This window comes from Microbacterium sp. NPDC080220 (assembly GCF_040686395.1).
Classification (GTDB): domain Bacteria; phylum Actinomycetota; class Actinomycetes; order Actinomycetales; family Microbacteriaceae; genus Microbacterium; species Microbacterium gawkjiense.
The window spans coordinates 227,375-247,251 of sequence record NZ_JBFBOP010000001.1 but is presented as its reverse complement, the minus strand read 5'-3'; the positions used below and the strand labels follow the sequence as shown (position 1 = coordinate 247,251).

Genomic DNA, 19,877 nt, shown 5'->3' with positions numbered 1-19,877 from the left:
CTCCTCTCAGCGCCACACGCGCACTTTCGCTCGAGCTTTCGGGGGCTCCCACCCGGCGGCGATCGCGTCACGAACGGCGGCGTTCGCGAGGATGCTCGTCATGGCGAGGTCGATCTTCTGGGTCTCGTTCGGCTTCCCGAGGATGTACTTCTGGCCGGGCTTCGCGACCTTCTTCGCGTTGCCCATGTGCGCCTCGGTGACCGGGCACCCGTCATGGGTGATCAGGCCCTCGCGGAGGTCAGCCTCGAAGCGGCGGATCTCCGGGTACATGCGGGAGACCTGGTTTGTCGGCCACGCGATGACCTTCTCCTCGCCGTGCTTCGCCGCCCACGCTTCACCGTCGGTGGTCCAGTCCTCCGGGTCGTAGTAGAACCGGGCGACCTGGAAGCGGTCGAAGATCTCGTCGATCGCGATGCCGACCTCGTTGTGCGGGATGCGGTCGCCGTGCTCGCGGGGGTTCCAGATCGTCGGGGTGTCCGTGTTCGGCCCCCACCGGGGCGTGAACGAGAACCCGGTCATCGTCTGCGCGCGCATGACGGTGAAGTCGTTGTTCACGCTGCCGTCGAACGCGAGCCCGATCGGTGTCCCGTCGGGCGGGTTCGGGAGCCACGGCCTCTGCATGCGTGCTCCTCACGGGGTGCTGCTGGGAGGGGCGCAGATCCGCCTAGCCCTTGGAGGCGGCGTCATGGGCGGTCTTCGCGCACACAGCAGAGACGCGTTGACGCCCCTCCCACATCTGTCAGGCCGCGACGCGACCGAGGCTGGCGTAGGCGCCCTCCCAGAGCCCGTCGGGGAGCCACGTGCCGAGACCTCGGACGAGCTTGTTGCCGTAGAACCGTTCCGCCTGCGCCGGGTCCTGCTCGAGCAGCTCGGCGGCCTCCGCCTCGATCGAGTCGAGGTCGACGTGACTCGCACCGAAGTACACGAACTGGTGGATCTTCCGACGGTCGCGCTTGTTCTTGTAGCTGAGGTTCTTCGGCGGCTGCCGGTAGAACCGGAAGATGTCCTTCGCGCGGGACTCGTACGTCGCGCGCGCCGTGGACTCCTCGGCGGGGTCCCACGTGTTCGTGAGCTCGACGCCGCGGCCGCCCATGCCGGAGGTGCCTCGACGCATCGTCTGCGCCGTGCCCATCAGGCCGTTCGTCTTCGTGTAGATCCCCGTCTCGTCCTGCACGAACCCGGTCGTCGGGTTACCGAGTCGCGACGACTCCGCCGAGGTGACCTTCTCAATCACACCGTCGTCACCGATGCGCATGAACTTCTCACCGACGCGCACACGCTCCGACAGCGGCCCGCGGAGAACCATCTGCTGCAGCGGACGCCACGTGTTGTTCACCTGATCCTCGGACGTCGCCATCAGCTGGATCAGCGGGGTCGGCCACGGCATGCCCATCGGCTCGCCCGGCTCGTACTCGTACACGAACCCGCAGGAGCACCCGTACCGGGCGCAGTCGTAGACGTCGCCCTCACCGGCCCAGCCGGCGAACAGGTCAGGTCCGAGTGCCATCACCGCGGTCGTCGCCGCAGCCCACGGACTCTTCCCGTACTTCTGCGGACCCACGATCAGCGAACGCCGGTACTCGAACGCCTGGTTCTTGACCGGGTCGTCCGGCCGCCACGGCGTCTCCGGGCGAACCCGACCGTGATTCGCAGTGCACCACAGCTGCCAGTCCGACAGGACGAACGGCTGACCCTTCTTGAACCCGTCCGGGATCGGCAGATGCCACGCCATCCAGTCGGCCTGCAGGTATCCGAGCGTCGGCCACGCGACCTCGAACTCAGGGGTGATCGTCTCCGACATTCGGCAGCGCCCTCAGCCTTCCCCTCGATGACGGCACCTGCCGCTTCGCAGCCGCCGGCTTCGACGACGCGACGGTCGGCGCCGCGACGGGGTTCGTCGAGATCCGGAACCCCGCACGCAGAAGCGCCGCATGGGACAGCATCAGGTCGTTCTCCTGCCGCAGCAGCAGACCCCGAAGAGCCGCCGTCGCACCGGGCTGTTCAGCCTCCACCGAGGTCCGCACGTACATCGCCACCTGACGGTGAGAGGACTGCTCCTCCCAGATGATCGCCTGCGGACGCTTCCACATCTGACCCCAGACCGTCCGCTCACGAGCCGACGGCTTCGACAACGGCCACGCAGGCGTCGGACCAGTCCGAGCCTTCGGGAGAGTCCGGATCGCACCGGCTTCTATCCGCAGCGCCTCAGCGAGCGAACCCGGGTCCGGCGGCCGACCAGCACCCGTCCTTGCGCCACCTCGAGGCATCCGTGATCCTCCCGTCAGCGACGATCAACGACCGATCGAGGGTCGATTCTGAGCAGAATGCTCGCCACCACCGATCCCGGTCGGTGAGACCAGGACACAACTGCCACGCCACAGCCACGGATCCGACGCAGAACGCAAAGCCCGAGCACAGCGCCGGCCCACCCCCAGGCGAAGTCTTTGATTCCGTCGCACATCGGAGCCACCTCCCCGGCGGTCCGGTCAGGTGTGCGCTCTGGGGGTTCCTCCCCACCCCTGTTGTCCGGCTGTGTGGGCCTCGGTGGGGTGGGTTATGCGGGTGGGTGTGCGTGGGTGCTTACGCGGCGGGTTGGGGCGTGGTGGGGGTGGTGGTGGGCGTTAGGACGTGGGGTGCGTCGGTGGAGCCCTCCGGGTCGCCTAGGGTGATGCGCTGGGGTTCGGTCAGGTAGTCGAGGAGTTGCTCTCGCTGCTGAGCGGTGAGCTCAAGCTGCCCGGGTGCGTCGAGGGTGGCTTCGTGTGCGATGACTGTCGCCGCTCCCGTCCGTTCCCGCAGGTCCTCGAGGAGCACGTCCGGCCAGTCTTCGTCCTGCCGGTCGACCTGGTCGAGTACCAGGATGAACGGGGTGTGCTCGTACCCGTCCGCTTTGAGCGTGGGGAGCGGGACGATCTGGATGCGTGCCATGGTGTTGCCTCCGGGGGATGCGTGAGGTGGGGTCAGCTGGTGGCGTTGATGATGAGGGTGATGAACTCTCGGATGGTGAGTGACCCGTAGGGTTCGCTGCCGTTGCGGGCTGTCCAGATCTCGAGTGAGTCGTCCTCGTAGACGCCGGGGTACGTGGCTTCGACGGCGGCGATGGCCTGCTCGATGCGTGATGCCGCCGACGGGTCGTCCTCGTTCGACGTGGTCTCGCGTGCTGAGGCGGGGAGGTCGAGGTGCTTCAAGTCGAGGGGGCCGGTGTACGGGTGACGCTGACCGTGCTCGTCGAGCGTGAACAGGGCACCGGTGGCGTTGACGTAAAGCTGGCCGGGGTGGGTCATCGCTGCTCTTCTCACCTGTGGGCGGCTCGGCCGCCGGCTGCGCGGTTGCAGGTGGCGTGCTCGGGGCCGCGGTACTTCGTGCGGTCGTGGTCGTCGTGACCCAGATCCCAGGGTTCGTCGGCTCGGATGATCCCTCGGCATCGGGTGCACCGGATGGTGCCGGTGGCGACCTTCGGTGCCCACTCGGCGCGGAGCCGGTCGTGTTCGGCGTCGTACCCGCGGGCTTGCCGACGTCCGCGTTGACGGTCGCGTTCGCGTTCGTGGGTGGGGCAGCGGGATCCGTCACGGACGAGGGTGGGGCATCCGGGTTCGAGGCACACCTTCATCGCCATGCGGGTCTCCGAGAGGGGAGGGGCTGGGAGGAGCGGTGCGGCACCTGGCATACCCGCGTGGTGGCGCGTGTTACTCGAACTCCCAGCCCGGTCTAGTCGGCGTCTCCGTCTGCGGTGGTGTCGCAGCAGATGCCGAGGAACAAGCTCCACACGTACTCGGCGCCGCACACAGGGCAGGTGACCGTGGTGCTCACCGACCGGGACCGTACAGGTGCGGGTCGGAGTGGCGGACGTCGGCGGTCCAGATCCAGCGGACGAGGTGCCCGTACGTGCGGGTGCGGGTGAACGCGTGGAGGACAGCGGCCGCAGCTAGGCCGGTGAGGATCCCCAGCGCGTACCTCACAGGAGCGCCACCCTCGCCTCGGTGAGGTTGAGGTCCGCATCGAACTCGGGATGCTCGAGAAGGAACCGTCCGATCGCGTCGATCGCGTTGTCCTTCTCCGCGTTCAGCTTCAGGATGTGGTCGAGCGCGCCGTCGAGCGTCGCTTCCCACGTCATCCCGAGCATTGCTACGCCCGACCTCGGATGACGAGCCCGGCGAGGATCTCGTGCCATGAGGTGAGGCCGAGGCCGCGGGGAACGTTCACGTCCCAGCGTGGGTAGGTCGGCTTCTTCGGCGGCTTCGTGAACGGGATGCCGGCGCGCTTCCGTGCCTTGCGAGCTGCGTTGCCCATGACGGTGCCCCTGTCTCGATGCGAGGTGCGTCCCGGTCGGGAGGAGAAGTCGTCTCGCGCGGCGCATGGGTGGTGTGTGCGCGGCGTCTCGACTCCCGACCGGGACGAGTACGGCCGGGCGTTACTCCCCGATGGGTGCGGGGTGCCAACGGTCCAGCCGGTCCGAATGCCTCGTCGGGCCCGGGGGACGACGAGGATCTAGGCATGCAGATGGCCCCCGACCTTATGAGGAGGGGGCCATCGATAACTGTCTGATTTGAACAGTAGGGGGATTCATCTAGGCGGGGTCGGGATGCCTGTGTTTTCCCGGCGTGTCGCGTCCTGTGCGGCTTCCTCCCGGGCTCGGAGTGCGGCCATGTGCTTCTGGTGTGCGGGGTTCGCTTTGAGGCTCTCGCGGAGCTGCTTCATGAGTACGCGTTCCTCGACGACTCGGACGCTCTGGCCGTTGATGATCGCCCATCCCATCGGCATCCCGTGGCGTCTCCACCGCTTGATGGTGATGACCGCACGTCCTGCCTTCTTCGCGGCCTGCCGGTAGGTGAGCTGCGCCATGGGTCAGGCGTTCGCGATTTCGAGGAGGACGTCAGCGTGGCAGGGTTCGCCTTCAGGGCACCAGCATGCGAGGTTCTTTCCGCGCAGATTGCGGAGGATACGCGCTCTGACGTCTGCGCGTCCGACTAGCCACTCCCGGTAGAGGGCGACCGCGTGGGCACGATCCTTGACGAAGACGTAACTGTCGTCGTCAGTGAACTCGTAGACGCCTCGACGGACGCTCTGGCCGACTCGGAAGGGGTTGCCCCACTGGGATGAGCGAGACACGATCACGGTGTTCTCGGGCTTCCGCCAGCCCTTCGTGCGGCGCTGTTGGATCCGCTCAGGCATTCTTTCCTCCCAGAAGTCGGTCGTTGCGTTCCCGGATCCGCTGGCGAGTGGCTTCCTGCTTCGCGGCCGTCTCGTCCGAGACCGTCGTCTCCACACGCTCACGCATGTACTGACCGAGCGCGCGGAGAGCGTCCATCTGCTCAGGGTCGTTCTCGTCGAAGTCAGCCGCCACGCGCCATGCGATGCCGTCCACGAAGACACACCGCTCAGCCCGTGCACGTGCTCGGCGCCCCGGTTCGAAGGGCGGTTCGGCGCGGCGGCTCATCGGTTGCCCTCGTGTGCCAGACAGAGCGAGTCGACTCCCGGGCCGTAGCAGATGCACTCTTGCGGCGGCGTGTAACGGAAGCCGACTGCGCGGACAGCGGCCGTGAGGCGCGGGATCAGGTCCGCCGATACGAACGAGACTCCTGCCGCGTAGAGGGTGCCGAAGAGTGCTTGCGCGAGTTCAGCTTCCCCCGGCTCGGCCTCGACACGCTCGCTCACTGCTCCCCCTCTTCGACAGGTACCCACGGGCCAGGGCGCGTGCGGCGGATGAGCTGGATCTGCGGGTCGTCGAACCGAGCTACCTCGTTCTCTGCGGCCTCCCGCACGGTGTACGCCGCGCCGCCCATCGAGAACCAGCGCATCTCGAGACCGTTGTCTGCTTCGTAGCCAGCGCCGTACTCCCACTCGGGTTCCGGGTGCTTCCGGCCCGTGACGATGCGCTCTACTTCTTCGACATGCCGCTCCGGGTCGATGTGCGAGCCGTCGTTCATAACGCCATCACCGCACAGGAGGCAGACGCCAGCCCGAACGTATTCGGCCTCGGGTTCCGGGTGCTTCCGGGTCCTGACGATTTCGGTCTGAGCCGACTCAAGCGCGAGCCCTAACCTGCGAATGAAGGCACGCGTGAAAGGCGGGTTTGTGATCACGTCGAGGTCGGACATTGGCCGGGTGGCTTCTGCGATCAGCGCCTCGCGTTCGTCGTCTCGTGCTTCCTGTCCGGTCATCGCTGAACTCCCGGGTCGATCGGGTTCGCACGGCGCAGGACCTCCACCAGGGCTTCCAGCGTCTCGACCGGCTGCTTGAACTGGCTGCCGCCGACCGGGCCGATGTTGTGCGCGCGCAGCTCCGCGCGCAGCTCCTCGAGGCGGACGCGGTCGTTCCATTCCTGCATCGTCCAGATCCGCCCCGAACCGGTCGATGCTTGGCCGGTGAGGATGTCGACCTGCATCTCGTCGCGGCCCGCCGCGGCGTAGGCATACTTCCGCCCGAGCTTGGTCACGACTGCGGACTTTGGCTTGCTGTACATCCGCGACATCATCACGGTGTCGCCGACGTTGAACTTCCGCGGTTCGGTCATGGTGTTGTCTCCTTGAGGTGTTGTTCTGCTGCGGGGGTGCAGAGGTCAGCGATCCAGGAGAACCGGGTGCCGTCCTCTCGCTGGATGGTGAGGGTGGGCCGGTCGGTGTACGCGATCGCGGTGCCGCGGCCCCACTCGGCGCCGTCTGTGGTGCAAGCGATGATCTCGCTCTGCGTGCTGACCCAGTTCCGGTGGTTCGGGTTCAGGTGCCGTGGGTCGGTGACCCGACCGAGCAGGGTGAGGAGTTGCAGGTTCCCGTGGTTGAGGAGGAACGTGTTCAGCGCTTCGAGGAGTTCGGTGGGGGCCTCGGGCCGCTCCCTGCACAAGGTGCGGAGGTTGTCGATCGCGGCTTCCCAGCGTGCGTCCTGAGTGGGGACGACCCGGTTCACCTGGGCAAGTGCGAGAGCCCCGGCGGCGAAGTCCCCGAGCGTGCGCCCGGTGAGCCGTGATTGCGTGACGCCGTCTGCGACCTGCCCGGTGATCTGCTGCAGCCAGGTGTCGAACTCCTCAGCGGCGTGTTCTCCGCCCGTGTGCGCCACGTACGCGGCCTGAACGTCGCTGATCGTCGGGACGGTCACGACGTAGCCTCCGACGCGCCCATGGCCGACAGGCCGACCTCACGCACGGCCTCGTAAATCTGCTTCGCAGGCCACATGGGGTGGTCGATACGGACGGCGAGGTAAGCGATCTGCAGACTCTGCATCGCCTGGGTGAGCACGATCGTCTGCGTGGTGTTCGCCTCGGGGAAGGCTGCCAGGATCGCATCGGCCGCCTCCTGCGCCTTAGCGCGTGCCTCCTCGACGATCTGGTCCGGGTCGAACCCGAACATCTGCGCCATCGCGGCCTTCAGCTGATCTTCGGCGGCCATCACTTCTCTCCTTGCGTGTTGGGGGTGTTCTGGGTGGGCGTGCGTTGGATGTACTGCTCATCGCACGATCTACAGACGCCGACCTTCACGACCCCGCCGTCAGCGGTGTCCGTGTAGTCGACTTCCACCTGCCGGCGGCCGCACGTGTCGCAGCGTTCCCGGCGCGGGTGCGGGTGGATGCCGTGGACCGCTTTGAGCCGGCGGACGGTGCGGAACAGTTCCTCCCGGTCCTCCGCGAGCTCGCTGAGCGTGTACACGGTCGCTGCGTGGGCGATCAGCCACCCAACGGTGATGAGCGCGGTGTCGCGGGCGGTGGACGGGTCGGTGAGCGTGTGAGCAGGGAGGGCGGGAGCGTCCTTCCGGGTGGTTTCAGCGCGCTCCCAGACGTAGCCGGCGTACCGGGCGAGGCATCCCCACAGGTACTCGGCGTCCCGGTACATCGCGTTGTCGACCGTGTCGGACAGGTCCCGGTGATCGTTGCCCCCGGTGATCTGCAACCGGTCGAACTGCGACCCACCCCGCGACACCCCGATGGTGGGAGCGGCGAGGGTAACGAGCATGCTGAGCACGTCGGGGATCTGCCCGAGGTGATGCTCGAAGGACTGGTGCCACCGCCGGTACAGGGCCTGCGGGTCGATGGCGTCGAGAGGGATCGTCATGCTGCGGTCTCTTCCTCATCCAGCAGGTCGAACAGGGTGGGCACGTGACGCTGGTCGTCGTGCTCGCGGAGGTAGACGAGCGAGTCTGCGACGGACGCCGGGTTCAGCTCGCCGCCGTAGCCGCGGCGGCCGGCGCGGACCGCTTCGAGGACGGTGGAGCCGAGCCCGCTGAACGGGTCGCCGACGAGGTCGCCTGGGTTGGAGAACATCGCGATCAGCCGGCGCGGGATGTCGAGCGGGAACGGGCAGATGTGCTGCTCGACGTTGCGGCGCTTCTGCCGGCCGTTCAGGGTCTCGATGCGGAGGACGTCGAACCAGATGTCCTCCCGCCAGGTGCCCGGGACGAGAGAGGCGAAGGTGCCGGGCAGGGCGTTCGCGGCTGCGAGGCGTTCGGCGAGGGCGACGTGCGCGTCGTAGTCGTAGACGCTCCCCCGCGACTGCTGGGTGAACAGCTTCGACCGGATGCCGGGTTCGAGCGCGGCGAGCTCGTCGAGGGAGAGCAGCCGGTCGCCGCCGGTGCGCCATTCCGCGGCCGCGTCGATCTGCCACCGGCCGACGGAGTACTGCGCGCGGTCCTTCACGACGGGGACGTCAGCCCAGCCCTTCGAGCGGTTCGTCTGCGGCTTGTGGAACAGGAGCACGTACTCGGGTGAGCCGACGCCCATCGGCGTGTGGTCGCGGAGCATCTTCGAGTACGAAAGCCGGTAGGTCTGGTTGTTCTCGCGGACGACGTCGGTGGTGACCGTGATCATCCCGTAGTAGTCGAACCCGTGGCCGGTGTAGTGCGCGATCGCCTCGGCGTGAAGCGGCGAGACGGTGTAGACGCCGGCGCCGGTGACGGATCCGAAGAGCTGCCGGTCCTTCACGTGGACGGCGAGGATCCGGCCGGGCATCAGGGATCGGTAGAGCGACGGGGTGAGGTAGTCGTTCTGCCACCAGAAGTGCGCGTTGTCGTCGGTGTGCCCGAAGTCGGCGTAGTTCGGCGAGTACTCGTAGTGGTTGCCGAACGGGATCGACGTGACGATGAGGCCCATCGAGTCGGGCTCGACGTGGTCGCGCCACTCGGCGACGGAGTCGTTCAGCGCGATCGTCCAGGCTTGACCGTGGTGGACCTCCCGCTCGACGCCCATCGCTCGAGCGAGAGCGTTGGAGATCGCGGATGCCGACAGCCCGAACTCGCGGAGGACCTCGGACATGGTGCCGGTGAGCTCGGCGTCCTCGGCCCACTTCTGGTCGAGTACTGCGCGGACCTCCGACTCGGTCTCGGCGTACAGCAGGTGGATGTCGCAGGGCCGCTGCTGTCCGAATCGGTGGATCCGGTGCACGGCCTGGATGGTCTGCTCGTACTTGTGCGTGATCCCGACGAACACGGCCGTGGAGCACTGCTGCAGGTTGAGCCCGCGGCCGAGCATCATCGGCTTCCCGATCAGCGCGTACGTCTCGCCGTCGAGCCACGCCCGGAGGCGTTCTTCGATGTCGACGTCGGACAGGGAGCCGTGGATTGACGAGAACGTGAGCCCCCGATCGGTGAGTGCTCGCTCGAGCGCGATCTGCTCGTCGTTGAGGTCGCACCAGAGGATGATCTGTCCAGCCTCGTCGGGGCCCATCCAGTGAGAGGTGACGATGCGCATCGCCCGGTCGACCCGTGCCTCCAGCGTCCGACGCTTCTCGCGTGCCGCGTCGATCGTGGACATCGCGCCGCCGCGGACGAGGACACCCTGCCCGTCCTTCTCGACCTGGTCGGACAGCAGGTCGACGGTGACCTCCTCCCAGTGGAGCCGCAGTTCGGGGAGGTCGTAGCCGGCGTCGTCGTGGCCGAGGTCGGAGGGCCGCTGGATGAAGCACGCCCACGTGTTGAGCCACAGCCAGAACTCGCGCCGCTTGTGCGGGTAGAGGTGCAGCTCGTTCGCCTTCGACGAGTCGCGCTTGAAGAACCGCGTGAGCGCCTGGCCGGTGTCCATGATGCCGAGGAAGCCGGCGTAGTGGATCAGCTCCTTGTGTCGGTTCGGCGACGGTGTCGCGGTCGCGACGAACCGGAACGGGACGTGCTCGAAGAGGACCATGAACCGCTGGTAGGTCTCGGAGCCGAACGATCGGAGTACTGCGGCTTCGTCGAGAGAGACGGCGATGAACAGGTCGACATCGAGCTTCCCGTCGCGGACCGACTCGTAGTTGGTGACGTAGAGCCCGGACCAGTCGGGGTCGACCTCGTCGGTGTGCCGGACGAAGCGGACCTCGGTGTCGAGGTGGCGGCGGCCGTCGCGGATGATGTCGAAGCGGACGCCGAGTGGAGCGACGATGAGCCCGCGGCGGACGGTGCGCCCGAACGTGTCTGCGCGGCCGTGTGCGCCTCCCAGGGCGACGATCAGGCGCAGGACCTCCAGTTGCATGATCGTCTTGCCGAGGCCGTACCTGGCGAAGATCGCGCGACGGCCGCCGCGCACCGCCCAGCCGACGATGTCGCGCTGGTGCGGCTTGAAGTCGGGGTGACCGGGCTGGAAGATCGGCGAGAACGCCTCCATGGGGACTTTGAAGCCGTAGGAGCGGTCGAAGCGGACCTTCTCGCGCAAAAAGTCGTCGTACGACAGTGACCCGTCGTTTCCGTTGTTGAGGGTCAGGAGAGTGCTCATGCTGCGTTGCTCCTCATGGTTCGGCGTTCACGGGCGGACTTCCCGCCCCAGATGGACTCGGTCTGGTTCGTGCGGAGCGCGTACGCGAGGCACTGCTCCCGGACGTCGCAGCGGGCGCACACGGCTTTCGCGGCGGCGGTGCTGCCGCCTTTCGGTGGGTGGAAGATCTCGGGGTCGGTGGTGGCGCACAGGGCGTCCTGCACCCACGGTTCGGGTGTGATGAGCGCGGCGATCCCGGTCCACTTCACGGTGGGGGTGGAGGCGGGTACCGCGATGACGCGTTCGAGGTCGCTCACGAGGCTGCTCGCCTCCACCACGTCCGGTCGAGCTTCGCGATCGCTTGCTCCGCTGCCTCGTGAGGGTCGATCGAAGGAGGCTGGACGTCCAGGTGCATCACCTTCGCTTCCGGGGCCGCCTGGTTCGCGACGACCTCAGCAGACAGCGCATGGACCAGGGTCCGCGCATCGGCGAGATCATGGGTCGCTTTCTCCCACTTCACGAGGGTGAGCGCGAGCGCCCCCTCCGCCGTCTCCGCTCGGGCGAGAGCTGCGGCGAGGTCGTGGATGTAGGTGAGGAGCTGCTCCTCGATCGCGGGGGTGTGGTGGCGGAGGTAGCAGTCGAGGGATCGTTCCGTCGCGGTCCGGTACCCGGTGACGAGTTCCTCCCGACCTTCGGGGGTGAGCCCGTTCCACATGGTCGCGAACTGGGCCGCGTTCGACGGGTATGCACCCTCTACCGGAGCGTCACCCGCACCGTCCAGGTCGGAGGCGTGTTCTCCGACTGTGTGCGCCTCGCTCGCGGGCGTTCCCGTCTCCGGCGCCTCATCATGCGTCAGCGCTTCCACGGGCGCGTCAGCGGGCTTCTCGCTCTTCAGACGTTCGCGGCGTCGGCGAGCTGCCTCCCGGATCTTTGCGCGGTGTGCGCCACGGCACGTCTCGGCCGTCTGCGGGTGCCCTGGGCAGTCGAGTTCGTCGTGGCATCCGCGCTGGTATCGCGCATCCGTTCCGTGCTCCGGGAGCGGCCGCGGCTCCTTCACCTTCGGCTCTGGCGCAGCGGTGGCGATCTTCGGGTCGTTCGCCTCGTACGCTGCGACGAGCGCGTTCGGGAAGCGGCCCCGCTCCTTCACGGGGATGCCGTTCTTCTCCGCCCAGGCGCGGATCTGGTCACGCTTGCTCTCGGGGGTGGGTCGCATGATGGGTTCCTCCGGTTCGACGTCCACGACGTCATCGGTGTCCTCCACGAGGACGGGTTTCCGTGTCGGGGGTTGATGGGTTTCGGGTGCGAGGCCGAGCTCGTCAGCAATCGCGCCGGGGGTGAGGCCGCGTTTCACGAGCCGCTGGTACCGGTAGTCGCCCGCGTTCAGCCGCTTCGCCGCAGCGCAGGACAGGCCGTGGTCGTTGCCTTCGGGGCACCATCCGCCGCGGCATCCCTGGTCGTAGCCCTGGACGGTGCCGTGGGGGAAGCCGTCCTCGAGACGGTCAGCGCCGCTCACTGGGGGCGTCCGATCGCGTTCGGGTAGAAGCCGAGCCAGCCGTCGCCATACGGAGCGATCTCGCCGGCGATGTCGTCGTCGCCGCCGTCCTGGTTCCAGATCGTCACCTTTAGCCCCCAACGCCAGTCACCGTCGGGCAGCTCGCCGTCCTCCGGGTTCACGACGGCGAGGACTTCGTCGACCTTGTCCGCGATGTGGCGGAGGTCGGATGAGGTGAGGGGGTAATCGCGGCTCATTGCTGCTCCTGGTCTGCTCGTAGCGCCGCAGCGCAGTCTTGGCACGTGACCCGGCTCCGGGTCTCGGTCGTGTTCGTGGACTTCCGGCCGCAGTACGCGCGCCCCACGGTCGCGTTCAACGCCTTTCCCGCGGCGTGGACGGTGTCAACGGCGGCCATCAGAGAGGCACCACCGAAGCGAAATCATCGAGGCCCTGAGCGTTGACCTGGTGGCGGCAGCCCGTGCACGTGATGACGACCGAGCGTGGAGCGACGCCCTCGAAGAACCGGCGCTGCCGTTCGAGGCAGTCCTCGCATTCGAGGAGCGCGATCCCGCAGCACTTCATCCGCATCCGCGCGACCGCTGGCCGCCCGCACGCTCCCTGCAGGCACTCGCACCGCAGGTCGTCGTCCGCGTGCTCAGCGATCTCCCGGAACGCCTCTTCGTCGAAGATGCCGAACCGAGTCGCCTCCTGCTGCTCCGCAGGCGAGAGGAGGGCGCTCACGAGCGCGGCTCCCGTGCCTCGCGTTCCGCAGCGACCTCACGGAGCACCGCGTCGTACTGCACCCGCGGCATCGTCGTGACTGCCCCGAAGGTGATGACGGCGCTGCCCTCGACGACGTCGAAAGAAACTTCGACGCTTCGAGCGCGGACGTTCGCGATCGGGATGTCGCCCTGTGTCTCGAGGAGCGCGCCCGCGATCTCGTCCTCAACCCGCGTCCACGTTGCGGTCATGACGCCACCGGCCCGTCCGTGTCGAACCCGTGCCGACGCATCGGACTCACCCGGCCACCGACCGAGTCGCTCAGCGCATCCAGCGCAGCCCGGTGCGCCTTCATGACCTGATCGGCCAGCTCGGCGCTGTCCGCCAAGCTGAACCCGACCTCGACCGACTGCTGCGTGTTCGGGTCGGTGAGCTTCACCACGACCTTGAAGTCGTCGGTCCAGTCGACCTCCGCGACCGTCGTGGTGTGCGTCTGCTCGATGCTTCCCATCAGGCGCCCCCGTCCAGGTTGAGGCGGTCGCGGATCTCCGCGCGGACAGCGTTGCGGCGGTCCATCCGTTGGATTGCCTTCTCCGTCTTGGCGGTCTTCCCCTCGTCGTGCTCGAGCGCACTCACGCCCATCGCGAGCGCGGTGAGGAGGTTCGCTGTGCGCTGCTCGCGCGCGACTTCGCGCATGGCGACGGCGAGGTCATCCATCGCCTCAACCTGAGTGCGACGCTTCGGTGCCACGGCGGCCATCAGAAGTCACCGCCCGTCGACCACGCCTGCCCCGCGGGCTGCTGCTGGCGCGGTGCGTCCCGGATGACCGTTCCGACCGTGCGTGCCTTCAGGACGATCCGGGTCACCTTCCGACCCGTCTGCCGGTCCTCGTAAGACCCGTCCCGCTCCTCGCCCTCGACGATCACGAGAGTGCCCTGCGGGAGCTGCGCGAGAGCGTCAGCGTTCTGCCACGCCTCGACGTTGTGCCAGATCGTGAAGTCGTCGACCCACTGGTTCGAGTCCCGGTCGAACTTCCGCTTCGTCTCCGCGACGCCGAAGTTCGCGACGTGCTTGTCACCCGCCGCACGGACCTCCGGGACCTGCCCGAGACGCCCCACCACTGTCTTGCTTGCCATTACTGGATCCCTCCGTTGTCGTCGATCAGCGCCGACGGTGACCATGCGCGTGACACCACGCGGGAGAAGGTCCCCTCCCACTGCAGTGACACGCGCCCCTGCTGTCCTTGCCGGTTCTTCGCGATGTCCACGTCGAGCCGGTTCGGTGCGTTCTTCTCGTCCCGGTGCAGGAGAAGCACCGAGTCCGCGTCCTGTTCGATCGCGCCCGACTCGCGGAGATCCGCGAGGGTCGGACGGTTCGACTTCCGCGTCGTCGACCCACGGTTGAGCTGCGACAACGCGATCACCGGAGTGCCGAGCGACTGCGCGAGGAGCTTCAGGGACCGGGAGAAACCCGACACCTCCACTTGCCGCGACTCGACCCGCTCACCGGAGGACAGCAGCTGCAGGTAATCCACGACCACCCCGGCCAGCCGTTGACCCTTCGGCGCCTTCCGAGCGACCGACCGGGCGAAAGCTCGCACCTGCGTGATCGTCGACACCTGATCCGACGTCGACACGTAGATCGGCATGTCCTCGATCTGCTTCCGCACCATCGCGATGTTCTGCCAACCCGCCGAGGTCACCTCGTGGTTCACCAGCGAGTGCAGCGACACCTGGCCGAGCTGCGCAACCATCCGCGCCATCAGGTCATCCCGCGACATCTCGAGCGAGATGAACGCGACCGGGCCCTCCTTCGCGAGACGCATCGCCGCCTGCAGACCGACGATCGACTTGCCCTGCCCCGGCCGTGCACCGACCACGTACAGGCCGCCGGCCCGGAACCCGCCCAGGTGGTTGTTGATGTCCCACCACGGCGTCGGCACGTACTTCGGCTTGTGCTCAAGCCCTTCGACGAACGTGGAGAACGCTGTCCGGCCGAAGGTCTCGATCGCGGGCGCCGTGGTCGCGCCGATGCCGTCTACGCGTTCCCGCGCCATCTCGACGGCCTCAAGCGGATCGACGGCGGTGTTCGCTGCGATCTGTGCAATCGAGGTGGACGCTTCGAGCAGCTGCCGACGCACCGCGTGCTCGTGAACGATCGTGCCGTGGTAGGCGCCGTTCGCCGCCGTCGCGATAGCGGAGGTCAGACCGTGGAGGTACGCGGCGTCGATCACTCCTCGGAGCTCGCCGGCCGCTGCGAGCTCGTCGCCGACAGCGACAACGTCGGTGGGGGAGTTCTGGTCGTGGAGACGTCGAATCGCGGCGTAGATCGTGCGGTGCTTCGGGTCGTACATGTCGTCGGGTTCGACGATCGCGAGCACCTGGTCCAGGACATCCAGGTCGGTCATGATCGCGCCGAGGACCGCCTGCTCCGCTTCCAGGTCGAACGGCACCAGAACCTCAGACATCACCGCTCACCCCCAGCTCGCGCAGCACACGGGCCGGACGCTCCCCGGCGTCGATACGGGACTGAAACTCGGCAGGGTTCACACCGTGACGAGTGAGCCAATCTGAGCCGTCAGCGAGGCGCACACGGTCGGGCGTGACCGCATCCGCCAGTGCGGCGATGTCGGCGGGCATGATCGGGCGGGTTTCCTCCCGGTAGTGCTGCTGCAGCGCCGCCATGCCGACCTCGAGCGAAACGTCCGCGAGGATCTGGGCCCACGCGGTGGCCATCTGCGCGCGCTCCTCCGGCTCACGCCGCAGACGGGCGTCGAGCAGCGCCGCGTTCGTGAGCAGCACGTTCACTTCGCGGGGGGTCATGCCGACACCGCCCGCTGCTCCTGCTGAGCAAGCAGCATGTCCGCTGCGCGGCCCGCGTCCACCGCGGAGAGGCGACCTGTGCGGGGAAGAGGTCGTGCGCCGCTCCACCGCTCCTGGTTCAGCCAGGTGCTCAGCAGAGGAACGAAGCCGATGTCGTTGGCCGGCCAGGTCAGCCACACCGAGACGTGATCACGAGCAGCCGCTTCGATTGTCGACCACGACGCCGCCCTAAGCGCTGCCCGAAGGCTCTTCTCTACGACCTTCCGTGTCGCGCGTCGAGGCGTCGGCCAGAGGTTCCACAGCGCATCGAGCGCCCTATCTACCTGAGAGTTATCTACCTCTAGGTTCTCTACCTCTATAAGAGGAGTGATCTGCTCGCTGGTGCCGGAACCGGCGGCACCACGTGCCGGAACCTCCGCCGTCCGTGCCGGAACCAAATAGGTACCGGCAGGAGATGCCGGAACCTGTGGGGGACGACCATTCGGGTGCAACGTGTACCCGTTCGACGCCCGACCCGCCGTGTTCTTCCGACGCTCACGACGGATCACACCGAGCTCCTCAAGCTCGTTCAGCGCATCCCGAACCTTCCGCTCCGAGCACCGCGCCTCAGCCGCCAGCGTCGCCTGTGACGGATGAATCTCCTCGAACCCAGCCCGCGAAGCGAGCGACGCGAACACTGCGATCGCGTGGACACTCACGCGGGTGTCGCGGATCATCCACGTCGGCACCGCTGCGAAACCTTCTGCCCTGCTCACCAGGACGCCTCCACTTCTCTTGCCTGACCGCGCTCCGTGAGCAGCCACCAGGTCCTGTCCTCCCGCCGCACCCGAACACGGGCCGGCTCGTACTCCTCTGTTGTCGCCAGGCGGCGGATCGCCAGGCCCATCTCGAACGCTTCCTCTGGGTGCTCCGTCACCCACCCGTGGCATCCGGTCGTCCCGGTGCCGCAGAGGATCAGCGCGTTCGGGTAGCTGCTGTCACCCGCGCGGCGTCCCTTCCGGTGATGCAGAGACCAGCCGCCCGCGAGCATCGATCCCCTCAGCGACCAGGACAGGGCGCGCCCGCAGTAGAAGCAGCACTGCCCTTCTCGGTCGAAGAACAGGTGCCGAACCTGCTTCGGCGTGTATTCGGCGCCCATCACGCACCCCCGCCGAACCCCTGCGAGGCGGCCCGGTCCACCGCGCGCGCGTCGGCACGGTCGGTCCGGTGGTTCTCGAGCGCCGCGTCCAGAGCGTCGAGGAACTTCCTCATCGCTCGCTCACGCTGCTCCGCCACGAGGTACGTCAGCTTCAGCTCGTACGCGTCCTTCTCCGCCATCGCCTGCGCCAGACCCAGCGACACCCGCCGGTCCTCCGCAGCGGCCTTCTCCGAGATCTCCACGACCCGCACCGCGACGGCGTTCTCGTAGTCCGCCTTCGCCTGCCCGTAGATCCGGCCGGCGTCGCGCAGCTCCCACGCGAAGTCGAACCGAAGCGACACGATCCGCTGACCGTACGAAGCCGCAGGGCCCAGGTTCGTGATCGTCTCCGCGAGCTTCAGGTGCAGCGCATCCGACGAGTCGACCTCGAGGCCGATCATCTGCCGCAGCACTGCACGGACGGGCGTGGGGATCTCGGGAGACATCAGGCGTCGTCACCGTTCGGGATCGTCGCCGTCGGCCACTCCGTCACCGGGGCGTCGTCCTCGACCACGACCGCGTCGACCACGTCCTCAGCGGGCGTGTGGTCGGGCAGCCGGTCGCGCAGCTCCCACAGGTAGGCGCCGAGTTCGCGACCGTCAGCCAGCGCGACATTCAAGTCGCCCGCCGCTTGCGCCTCCTGGAAGATCGGGCGCAGCTCATCCTTCGACTTCGCCGCGTTCGCGAGCGTCAGCCAGTCCTTCTGCGGAGCGCGCACCTGCGGCGCGTCAGCGGACGGAGGATTCGCGGGAGCCGAGGAACCTGCGTCTGACGAAACGGGCTGATCGGCAGCGGGCGCCGCCTGCGACATCTCCTCCGACGAGTACAGGCCCGACAGGTCCTGCGGGAACGCTTTGCGAAGGGCGAGCATCTCTGCGCACTTCGCCAGCATCAGCGGGCCCATCTTCTGCCACATGTCGGTGACATCGCCGTTGTACTTCGTCTGCACGTACGCGTCCCAGAGAGCGACCGCGTACAGCGCCTCACGGAACCCGCGGCGGTACACACCCACGCGGGCGGCCTTCGGCGGCTCGTGGCTCAGCCACACCTGCGTCCACGTGACACCGTCCGACGTGAACTCCGGAGTCGTCTGCCCCTCGTACTGACCGGTCCGCTCAGCAACGAGACGAGCGCCGTCGATGCTGATCTGGATCTGCCACTTCAGCTGACCCTTCGACTTCCGCGCGATCGAGTAGATCTGCCTTGCGATCGGGTCCAGCCCGGTGCGGGCGCAGTGCTGCAAAAACGCCGCCACGGTCGCCCGCTCGGCGAGCGTCTTCTGCCCCGACTGCGCATCGGTGTGCACGAGACCCGCGGCCTCCACGAGCGCCCGCTCCTCGGGGTTCCAGGTGGTGCTGTCGCTGCTCTTCGGCAGCGTTGCGAGAGCGTTGCTCACTTCTTCGTTCCCTTCCCGGCCGTCACGGTCACCCGAGCCGGCGTTCCCTTACTGGTCGCGATGACCGTCTTCGTGTGCGTGGCCGCGAGGGCGTCCCACTCGGCCTGCAGCTTCTGGACGCGCGCCTTCGCCCGCTCGAGCGCTGCCGTTTCCTTCGGGTGCGCCGCCGCCGCCTCCTCGAAGTCGACGACGATGTCCTCGAACTCGTGAGATGCCGTGCCCGGGGTGAACGTCACCCGGGCGAGCGGCGACTCCTGCGACACGCCCGCAGCGACGAGAGCCCGGTATGCCGTCTCCTTGAGCGCTTTCCCCTCCTTCTCAGCGGCGAGGCCACGGAGGTAGTTGAGAGCGTTCGTGTCCACGTCCTCGTCGATGACCGGACCGTCTCCGTCACGCTGCCGGTCGAGCTCCGTGAGGAACCCATCAGCGATCTCGACGAGCTCCCCGATCAGGGCGTCGTCGCGTTCGATCCAGTGACGGTGCAGCGTGCCAGGCTCGAATGAGCCATCCGGCAGCTCGATCCGTTCCTCGACCGCGAGACGACCGCGGACACCACCGAGGACGAACATGACCCACTGCATCTGCGCGACGTAGCCCTTCTTCGCGAGACGAGGGGATCCGGGCGGCAGGTCGTATGCGGCGGTCTTGATCTCGGCGATCTCGATCTCTTCGTCGAACGAGAGGCGGATCCCGTCGGGCGACGCGAGGTAGCGCGAGTTGCTGACGGCGTGGATGACGCGCGACTCGGCGACGAACCCCTCACCCGCGAGCTCGGCGGCGATGATCGGCTCTCGAGCGTTGCCCCAGTCCGTGTAGCGGTTGCCAGAGAAGGTGTCCACCTTTCGTCCGAGCTTCAGGTCGACGAGGTCCTGCACCGTGATCGCACGCAGGTAGAGGTCGCGGATCTCTGTCGCCGTGACACCGCCACGGCGTTCGGCGAGCCACAGCTCACGGTCCTTGTCGGATGCGCCGGCACGGGACTCGAGGTCGGCCAGGACGGGTGAGTGCTGTGTCATCGTCATGAGGACGTCTCCTTCGTGAAGGCCTTCGGCAGATGCGCCGCCGGCAGGGTGATCAGCGGGCGACCAGCGAGGATCGAGGCACCCACCGCGATCCACACCGCATCCGCCTCGTCGTTGTTGGACGCCTCCGCCTCCGGCAGCCGACGCTCCGTCGCGAGCAGCACCTCGTCCTTCTGCGAGTTGCCCTTGCCCGTCGCGAGCTGCTTCACCTGGTTCGTCGTGACGATCGCGACGTCACGCTCGAGGTAACGGGTCACGATCTCGACCGTCCGGTGCCACGCGTAGTGCAGACGATCGACCGAGCTACCCCGGCCCGCGAACGCGATGCCCTCGAACCCGACGACGTCGTCAGTGCGCAGGTCCACGGCAGAGATCACGTCAGCCGCGAGAGCGAAGATCCGGGCGTAGTAGTCCGTCAGCTTCGGTCCGGTCGGCTTCGAGCGGAGCGTGAACGTCTGCCAGTGCCCGGCGACGTCGTCGTAGATGGCGACACCGCACGAGGTCGTCGAGTAGTCGATGCCGACGAAGCGGGTCATGACATCACCGCGATCCCGATACCGGCCAGCACGACGGCCACCAGCCCGAGCGCACCCGTCACGAC

The 19,877-nt window shown here is 67.6% G+C and carries 35 protein-coding genes; all 35 read right to left on the bottom strand.

What is annotated here, in order from left to right:
* Positions 1 to 6: 6 nt before the first annotated feature.
* The 35 genes from AB0P29_RS01405 to AB0P29_RS01235 all read right to left on the bottom strand — a co-directional run bounded on the left by AB0P29_RS01405 (position 7) and on the right by AB0P29_RS01235 (position 19,812).
* Positions 7 to 621 (bottom strand): terminase, encoded by a 615-nt coding sequence (locus tag AB0P29_RS01405; protein ID WP_363377897.1) that lies wholly within the window; start codon positions 619 to 621, stop codon positions 7 to 9.
* Between the two features lie 118 nt (positions 622 to 739).
* On the bottom strand, positions 740 to 1,801 hold the full coding sequence (locus tag AB0P29_RS01400; RefSeq protein ID WP_363377895.1) for a terminase: 1,062 nt from the start codon (positions 1,799 to 1,801) through the stop codon (positions 740 to 742).
* Complete coding sequence (locus AB0P29_RS01395) at positions 1,779 to 2,036, bottom strand: hypothetical protein (protein ID WP_363377893.1); 258 nt, start codon at positions 2,034 to 2,036, stop codon at positions 1,779 to 1,781. Before AB0P29_RS01395 ends, AB0P29_RS01400 begins: the two co-directional genes overlap by 23 nt.
* Positions 2,037 to 2,580: 544 nt before the next feature.
* Entirely contained in the window at positions 2,581 to 2,925 is a 345-nt protein-coding gene (locus AB0P29_RS01390; protein ID WP_363377891.1) for a hypothetical protein, read from the bottom strand.
* Between the two features lie 32 nt (positions 2,926 to 2,957).
* Complete coding sequence (locus AB0P29_RS01385) at positions 2,958 to 3,281, bottom strand: hypothetical protein (protein ID WP_363377889.1); 324 nt, start codon at positions 3,279 to 3,281, stop codon at positions 2,958 to 2,960.
* A gap of 11 nt (positions 3,282 to 3,292) precedes the next feature.
* Positions 3,293 to 3,613: a hypothetical protein gene (locus AB0P29_RS01380; protein WP_363377887.1), complete on the bottom strand. Its 321-nt coding sequence runs from the start codon at positions 3,611 to 3,613 to the stop codon at positions 3,293 to 3,295.
* A gap of 190 nt (positions 3,614 to 3,803) precedes the next feature.
* Complete coding sequence (locus AB0P29_RS01375; protein ID WP_363377885.1) at positions 3,804 to 3,956, bottom strand: hypothetical protein; 153 nt, start codon at positions 3,954 to 3,956, stop codon at positions 3,804 to 3,806.
* The gene (locus AB0P29_RS01370) at positions 3,953 to 4,111 is read right to left on the bottom strand and encodes a hypothetical protein (RefSeq protein WP_363377883.1); all 159 of its coding nucleotides are present in this window, start codon (positions 4,109 to 4,111) and stop codon (positions 3,953 to 3,955) included. Before AB0P29_RS01370 ends, AB0P29_RS01375 begins: the two co-directional genes overlap by 4 nt.
* Positions 4,112 to 4,122: 11 nt before the next feature.
* A complete protein-coding gene (locus tag AB0P29_RS01365) occupies positions 4,123 to 4,287 on the bottom strand; it encodes a hypothetical protein (protein WP_363377881.1) in 165 nt (54 codons plus the stop codon).
* A gap of 273 nt (positions 4,288 to 4,560) precedes the next feature.
* Positions 4,561 to 4,839 carry a hypothetical protein gene (locus AB0P29_RS01360; RefSeq protein ID WP_363377880.1) on the bottom strand — a complete coding sequence of 93 codons (279 nt, stop codon included), beginning with the start codon at positions 4,837 to 4,839 and terminating at the stop codon, positions 4,561 to 4,563.
* A 3-nt stretch (positions 4,840 to 4,842) separates the two neighbouring features.
* Entirely contained in the window at positions 4,843 to 5,169 is a 327-nt protein-coding gene (locus tag AB0P29_RS01355) for a DUF4326 domain-containing protein (protein WP_363377878.1), read from the bottom strand.
* Positions 5,162 to 5,362 carry a hypothetical protein gene (locus AB0P29_RS01350; RefSeq protein ID WP_363377876.1) on the bottom strand — a complete coding sequence of 67 codons (201 nt, stop codon included), beginning with the start codon at positions 5,360 to 5,362 and terminating at the stop codon, positions 5,162 to 5,164. Before AB0P29_RS01350 ends, AB0P29_RS01355 begins: the two co-directional genes overlap by 8 nt.
* A 68-nt stretch (positions 5,363 to 5,430) precedes the next feature.
* Positions 5,431 to 5,652, bottom strand: coding sequence for a hypothetical protein (locus AB0P29_RS01345; protein WP_363377874.1), 222 nt, complete (start codon positions 5,650 to 5,652; stop codon positions 5,431 to 5,433).
* Positions 5,649 to 6,158, bottom strand: a complete 510-nt coding sequence (locus tag AB0P29_RS01340; protein ID WP_363377872.1) for a hypothetical protein — start codon at positions 6,156 to 6,158, stop codon at positions 5,649 to 5,651. The genes AB0P29_RS01345 and AB0P29_RS01340 overlap by 4 nt, the downstream gene beginning before the upstream one ends.
* Positions 6,155 to 6,511, bottom strand: a complete 357-nt coding sequence (locus tag AB0P29_RS01335) for a hypothetical protein (RefSeq protein WP_363377871.1) — start codon at positions 6,509 to 6,511, stop codon at positions 6,155 to 6,157. The genes AB0P29_RS01340 and AB0P29_RS01335 overlap by 4 nt, the downstream gene beginning before the upstream one ends.
* Entirely contained in the window at positions 6,508 to 7,089 is a 582-nt protein-coding gene (locus tag AB0P29_RS01330) for a hypothetical protein (protein WP_363377869.1), read from the bottom strand. The genes AB0P29_RS01335 and AB0P29_RS01330 overlap by 4 nt, the downstream gene beginning before the upstream one ends.
* A complete protein-coding gene (locus AB0P29_RS01325) occupies positions 7,086 to 7,379 on the bottom strand; it encodes a hypothetical protein (protein ID WP_363377867.1) in 294 nt (97 codons plus the stop codon). Before AB0P29_RS01325 ends, AB0P29_RS01330 begins: the two co-directional genes overlap by 4 nt.
* Positions 7,379 to 8,038, bottom strand: a complete 660-nt coding sequence (locus tag AB0P29_RS01320) for a hypothetical protein (protein WP_363377866.1) — start codon at positions 8,036 to 8,038, stop codon at positions 7,379 to 7,381. Before AB0P29_RS01320 ends, AB0P29_RS01325 begins: the two co-directional genes overlap by 1 nt.
* Positions 8,035 to 10,668 carry a DNA methyltransferase gene (locus tag AB0P29_RS01315; protein WP_363377864.1) on the bottom strand — a complete coding sequence of 878 codons (2,634 nt, stop codon included), beginning with the start codon at positions 10,666 to 10,668 and terminating at the stop codon, positions 8,035 to 8,037. Before AB0P29_RS01315 ends, AB0P29_RS01320 begins: the two co-directional genes overlap by 4 nt.
* Entirely contained in the window at positions 10,665 to 10,964 is a 300-nt protein-coding gene (locus tag AB0P29_RS01310) for a WhiB family transcriptional regulator (RefSeq protein ID WP_363377861.1), read from the bottom strand. The genes AB0P29_RS01315 and AB0P29_RS01310 overlap by 4 nt, the downstream gene beginning before the upstream one ends.
* On the bottom strand, positions 10,961 to 12,160 hold the full coding sequence (locus tag AB0P29_RS01305) for a histone-like nucleoid-structuring protein Lsr2 (protein WP_363377859.1): 1,200 nt from the start codon (positions 12,158 to 12,160) through the stop codon (positions 10,961 to 10,963). The genes AB0P29_RS01310 and AB0P29_RS01305 overlap by 4 nt, the downstream gene beginning before the upstream one ends.
* Entirely contained in the window at positions 12,157 to 12,396 is a 240-nt protein-coding gene (locus AB0P29_RS01300; protein WP_363377857.1) for a hypothetical protein, read from the bottom strand. Before AB0P29_RS01300 ends, AB0P29_RS01305 begins: the two co-directional genes overlap by 4 nt.
* A 157-nt stretch (positions 12,397 to 12,553) precedes the next feature.
* Positions 12,554 to 12,880 carry a hypothetical protein gene (locus AB0P29_RS01295; protein WP_363377855.1) on the bottom strand — a complete coding sequence of 109 codons (327 nt, stop codon included), beginning with the start codon at positions 12,878 to 12,880 and terminating at the stop codon, positions 12,554 to 12,556.
* The gene (locus AB0P29_RS01290; RefSeq protein ID WP_363377853.1) at positions 12,877 to 13,110 is read right to left on the bottom strand and encodes a hypothetical protein; all 234 of its coding nucleotides are present in this window, start codon (positions 13,108 to 13,110) and stop codon (positions 12,877 to 12,879) included. The genes AB0P29_RS01295 and AB0P29_RS01290 overlap by 4 nt, the downstream gene beginning before the upstream one ends.
* Entirely contained in the window at positions 13,107 to 13,370 is a 264-nt protein-coding gene (locus AB0P29_RS01285) for a hypothetical protein (RefSeq protein ID WP_363377851.1), read from the bottom strand. The genes AB0P29_RS01290 and AB0P29_RS01285 overlap by 4 nt, the downstream gene beginning before the upstream one ends.
* Complete coding sequence (locus tag AB0P29_RS01280) at positions 13,370 to 13,576, bottom strand: hypothetical protein (protein WP_363377849.1); 207 nt, start codon at positions 13,574 to 13,576, stop codon at positions 13,370 to 13,372. Before AB0P29_RS01280 ends, AB0P29_RS01285 begins: the two co-directional genes overlap by 1 nt.
* 41 nt (positions 13,577 to 13,617) lie before the next feature.
* On the bottom strand, positions 13,618 to 13,995 hold the full coding sequence (locus AB0P29_RS01275) for a single-stranded DNA-binding protein (protein ID WP_363377847.1): 378 nt from the start codon (positions 13,993 to 13,995) through the stop codon (positions 13,618 to 13,620).
* Positions 13,995 to 15,326: a replicative DNA helicase gene (locus AB0P29_RS01270; RefSeq protein WP_363377845.1), complete on the bottom strand. Its 1,332-nt coding sequence runs from the start codon at positions 15,324 to 15,326 to the stop codon at positions 13,995 to 13,997. Before AB0P29_RS01270 ends, AB0P29_RS01275 begins: the two co-directional genes overlap by 1 nt.
* Positions 15,319 to 15,681: a hypothetical protein gene (locus AB0P29_RS01265; RefSeq protein WP_363377842.1), complete on the bottom strand. Its 363-nt coding sequence runs from the start codon at positions 15,679 to 15,681 to the stop codon at positions 15,319 to 15,321. The genes AB0P29_RS01270 and AB0P29_RS01265 overlap by 8 nt, the downstream gene beginning before the upstream one ends.
* Positions 15,678 to 16,436 carry a helix-turn-helix domain-containing protein gene (locus AB0P29_RS01260; RefSeq protein WP_363377840.1) on the bottom strand — a complete coding sequence of 253 codons (759 nt, stop codon included), beginning with the start codon at positions 16,434 to 16,436 and terminating at the stop codon, positions 15,678 to 15,680. The genes AB0P29_RS01265 and AB0P29_RS01260 overlap by 4 nt, the downstream gene beginning before the upstream one ends.
* Positions 16,433 to 16,819 carry a hypothetical protein gene (locus AB0P29_RS01255; RefSeq protein WP_363377838.1) on the bottom strand — a complete coding sequence of 129 codons (387 nt, stop codon included), beginning with the start codon at positions 16,817 to 16,819 and terminating at the stop codon, positions 16,433 to 16,435. Before AB0P29_RS01255 ends, AB0P29_RS01260 begins: the two co-directional genes overlap by 4 nt.
* Complete coding sequence (locus AB0P29_RS01250) at positions 16,819 to 17,304, bottom strand: hypothetical protein (protein WP_363377835.1); 486 nt, start codon at positions 17,302 to 17,304, stop codon at positions 16,819 to 16,821. Before AB0P29_RS01250 ends, AB0P29_RS01255 begins: the two co-directional genes overlap by 1 nt.
* Positions 17,304 to 18,254 carry a phage recombination protein Bet gene (gene bet / locus AB0P29_RS01245; RefSeq protein ID WP_363377833.1) on the bottom strand — a complete coding sequence of 317 codons (951 nt, stop codon included), beginning with the start codon at positions 18,252 to 18,254 and terminating at the stop codon, positions 17,304 to 17,306. Before bet ends, AB0P29_RS01250 begins: the two co-directional genes overlap by 1 nt.
* Entirely contained in the window at positions 18,251 to 19,276 is a 1,026-nt protein-coding gene (locus AB0P29_RS01240) for a YqaJ viral recombinase family protein (protein WP_363377831.1), read from the bottom strand. The genes bet and AB0P29_RS01240 overlap by 4 nt, the downstream gene beginning before the upstream one ends.
* Positions 19,273 to 19,812, bottom strand: coding sequence for a crossover junction endodeoxyribonuclease RuvC (locus AB0P29_RS01235; RefSeq protein ID WP_363377829.1), 540 nt, complete (start codon positions 19,810 to 19,812; stop codon positions 19,273 to 19,275). The genes AB0P29_RS01240 and AB0P29_RS01235 overlap by 4 nt, the downstream gene beginning before the upstream one ends.
* Positions 19,813 to 19,877: the final 65 nt, after the last annotated feature.

What these genes read in the sequence shown, in the direction of transcription:
- AB0P29_RS01405 (WP_363377897.1), bottom strand. Translation starts at nt 621, where the DNA reads ATGCAGAGGCCGTGGCTCCCGAACCCGCCCGACGGGACACCGATCGGG.
- AB0P29_RS01400 (WP_363377895.1), bottom strand. Translation starts at nt 1,801, where the DNA reads ATGTCGGAGACGATCACCCCTGAGTTCGAGGTCGCGTGGCCGACGCTC.
- AB0P29_RS01390 (WP_363377891.1), bottom strand. Translation starts at nt 2,925, where the DNA reads ATGGCACGCATCCAGATCGTCCCGCTCCCCACGCTCAAAGCGGACGGG.
- AB0P29_RS01385 (WP_363377889.1), bottom strand. Translation starts at nt 3,281, where the DNA reads ATGACCCACCCCGGCCAGCTTTACGTCAACGCCACCGGTGCCCTGTTC.
- AB0P29_RS01380 (WP_363377887.1), bottom strand. Translation starts at nt 3,613, where the DNA reads ATGGCGATGAAGGTGTGCCTCGAACCCGGATGCCCCACCCTCGTCCGT.
- AB0P29_RS01370 (WP_363377883.1), bottom strand. Translation starts at nt 4,111, where the DNA reads ATGACGTGGGAAGCGACGCTCGACGGCGCGCTCGACCACATCCTGAAG.
- AB0P29_RS01365 (WP_363377881.1), bottom strand. Translation starts at nt 4,287, where the DNA reads ATGGGCAACGCAGCTCGCAAGGCACGGAAGCGCGCCGGCATCCCGTTC.
- AB0P29_RS01360 (WP_363377880.1), bottom strand. Translation starts at nt 4,839, where the DNA reads ATGGCGCAGCTCACCTACCGGCAGGCCGCGAAGAAGGCAGGACGTGCG.
- AB0P29_RS01355 (WP_363377878.1), bottom strand. Translation starts at nt 5,169, where the DNA reads ATGCCTGAGCGGATCCAACAGCGCCGCACGAAGGGCTGGCGGAAGCCC.
- AB0P29_RS01340 (WP_363377872.1), bottom strand. Translation starts at nt 6,158, where the DNA reads ATGACCGGACAGGAAGCACGAGACGACGAACGCGAGGCGCTGATCGCA.
- AB0P29_RS01335 (WP_363377871.1), bottom strand. Translation starts at nt 6,511, where the DNA reads ATGACCGAACCGCGGAAGTTCAACGTCGGCGACACCGTGATGATGTCG.
- AB0P29_RS01325 (WP_363377867.1), bottom strand. Translation starts at nt 7,379, where the DNA reads ATGGCCGCCGAAGATCAGCTGAAGGCCGCGATGGCGCAGATGTTCGGG.
- AB0P29_RS01320 (WP_363377866.1), bottom strand. Translation starts at nt 8,038, where the DNA reads ATGACGATCCCTCTCGACGCCATCGACCCGCAGGCCCTGTACCGGCGG.
- AB0P29_RS01315 (WP_363377864.1), bottom strand. Translation starts at nt 10,668, where the DNA reads ATGAGCACTCTCCTGACCCTCAACAACGGAAACGACGGGTCACTGTCG.
- AB0P29_RS01300 (WP_363377857.1), bottom strand. Translation starts at nt 12,396, where the DNA reads ATGAGCCGCGATTACCCCCTCACCTCATCCGACCTCCGCCACATCGCG.
- AB0P29_RS01290 (WP_363377853.1), bottom strand. Translation starts at nt 13,110, where the DNA reads ATGACCGCAACGTGGACGCGGGTTGAGGACGAGATCGCGGGCGCGCTC.
- AB0P29_RS01285 (WP_363377851.1), bottom strand. Translation starts at nt 13,370, where the DNA reads ATGGGAAGCATCGAGCAGACGCACACCACGACGGTCGCGGAGGTCGAC.
- AB0P29_RS01280 (WP_363377849.1), bottom strand. Translation starts at nt 13,576, where the DNA reads ATGGATGACCTCGCCGTCGCCATGCGCGAAGTCGCGCGCGAGCAGCGC.
- AB0P29_RS01275 (WP_363377847.1), bottom strand. Translation starts at nt 13,995, where the DNA reads ATGGCAAGCAAGACAGTGGTGGGGCGTCTCGGGCAGGTCCCGGAGGTC.
- AB0P29_RS01270 (WP_363377845.1), bottom strand. Translation starts at nt 15,326, where the DNA reads ATGTCTGAGGTTCTGGTGCCGTTCGACCTGGAAGCGGAGCAGGCGGTC.
- AB0P29_RS01265 (WP_363377842.1), bottom strand. Translation starts at nt 15,681, where the DNA reads ATGACCCCCCGCGAAGTGAACGTGCTGCTCACGAACGCGGCGCTGCTC.
- AB0P29_RS01255 (WP_363377838.1), bottom strand. Translation starts at nt 16,819, where the DNA reads ATGGGCGCCGAATACACGCCGAAGCAGGTTCGGCACCTGTTCTTCGAC.
- AB0P29_RS01250 (WP_363377835.1), bottom strand. Translation starts at nt 17,304, where the DNA reads ATGTCTCCCGAGATCCCCACGCCCGTCCGTGCAGTGCTGCGGCAGATG.
- AB0P29_RS01240 (WP_363377831.1), bottom strand. Translation starts at nt 19,276, where the DNA reads ATGACGATGACACAGCACTCACCCGTCCTGGCCGACCTCGAGTCCCGT.
- AB0P29_RS01235 (WP_363377829.1), bottom strand. Translation starts at nt 19,812, where the DNA reads ATGACCCGCTTCGTCGGCATCGACTACTCGACGACCTCGTGCGGTGTC.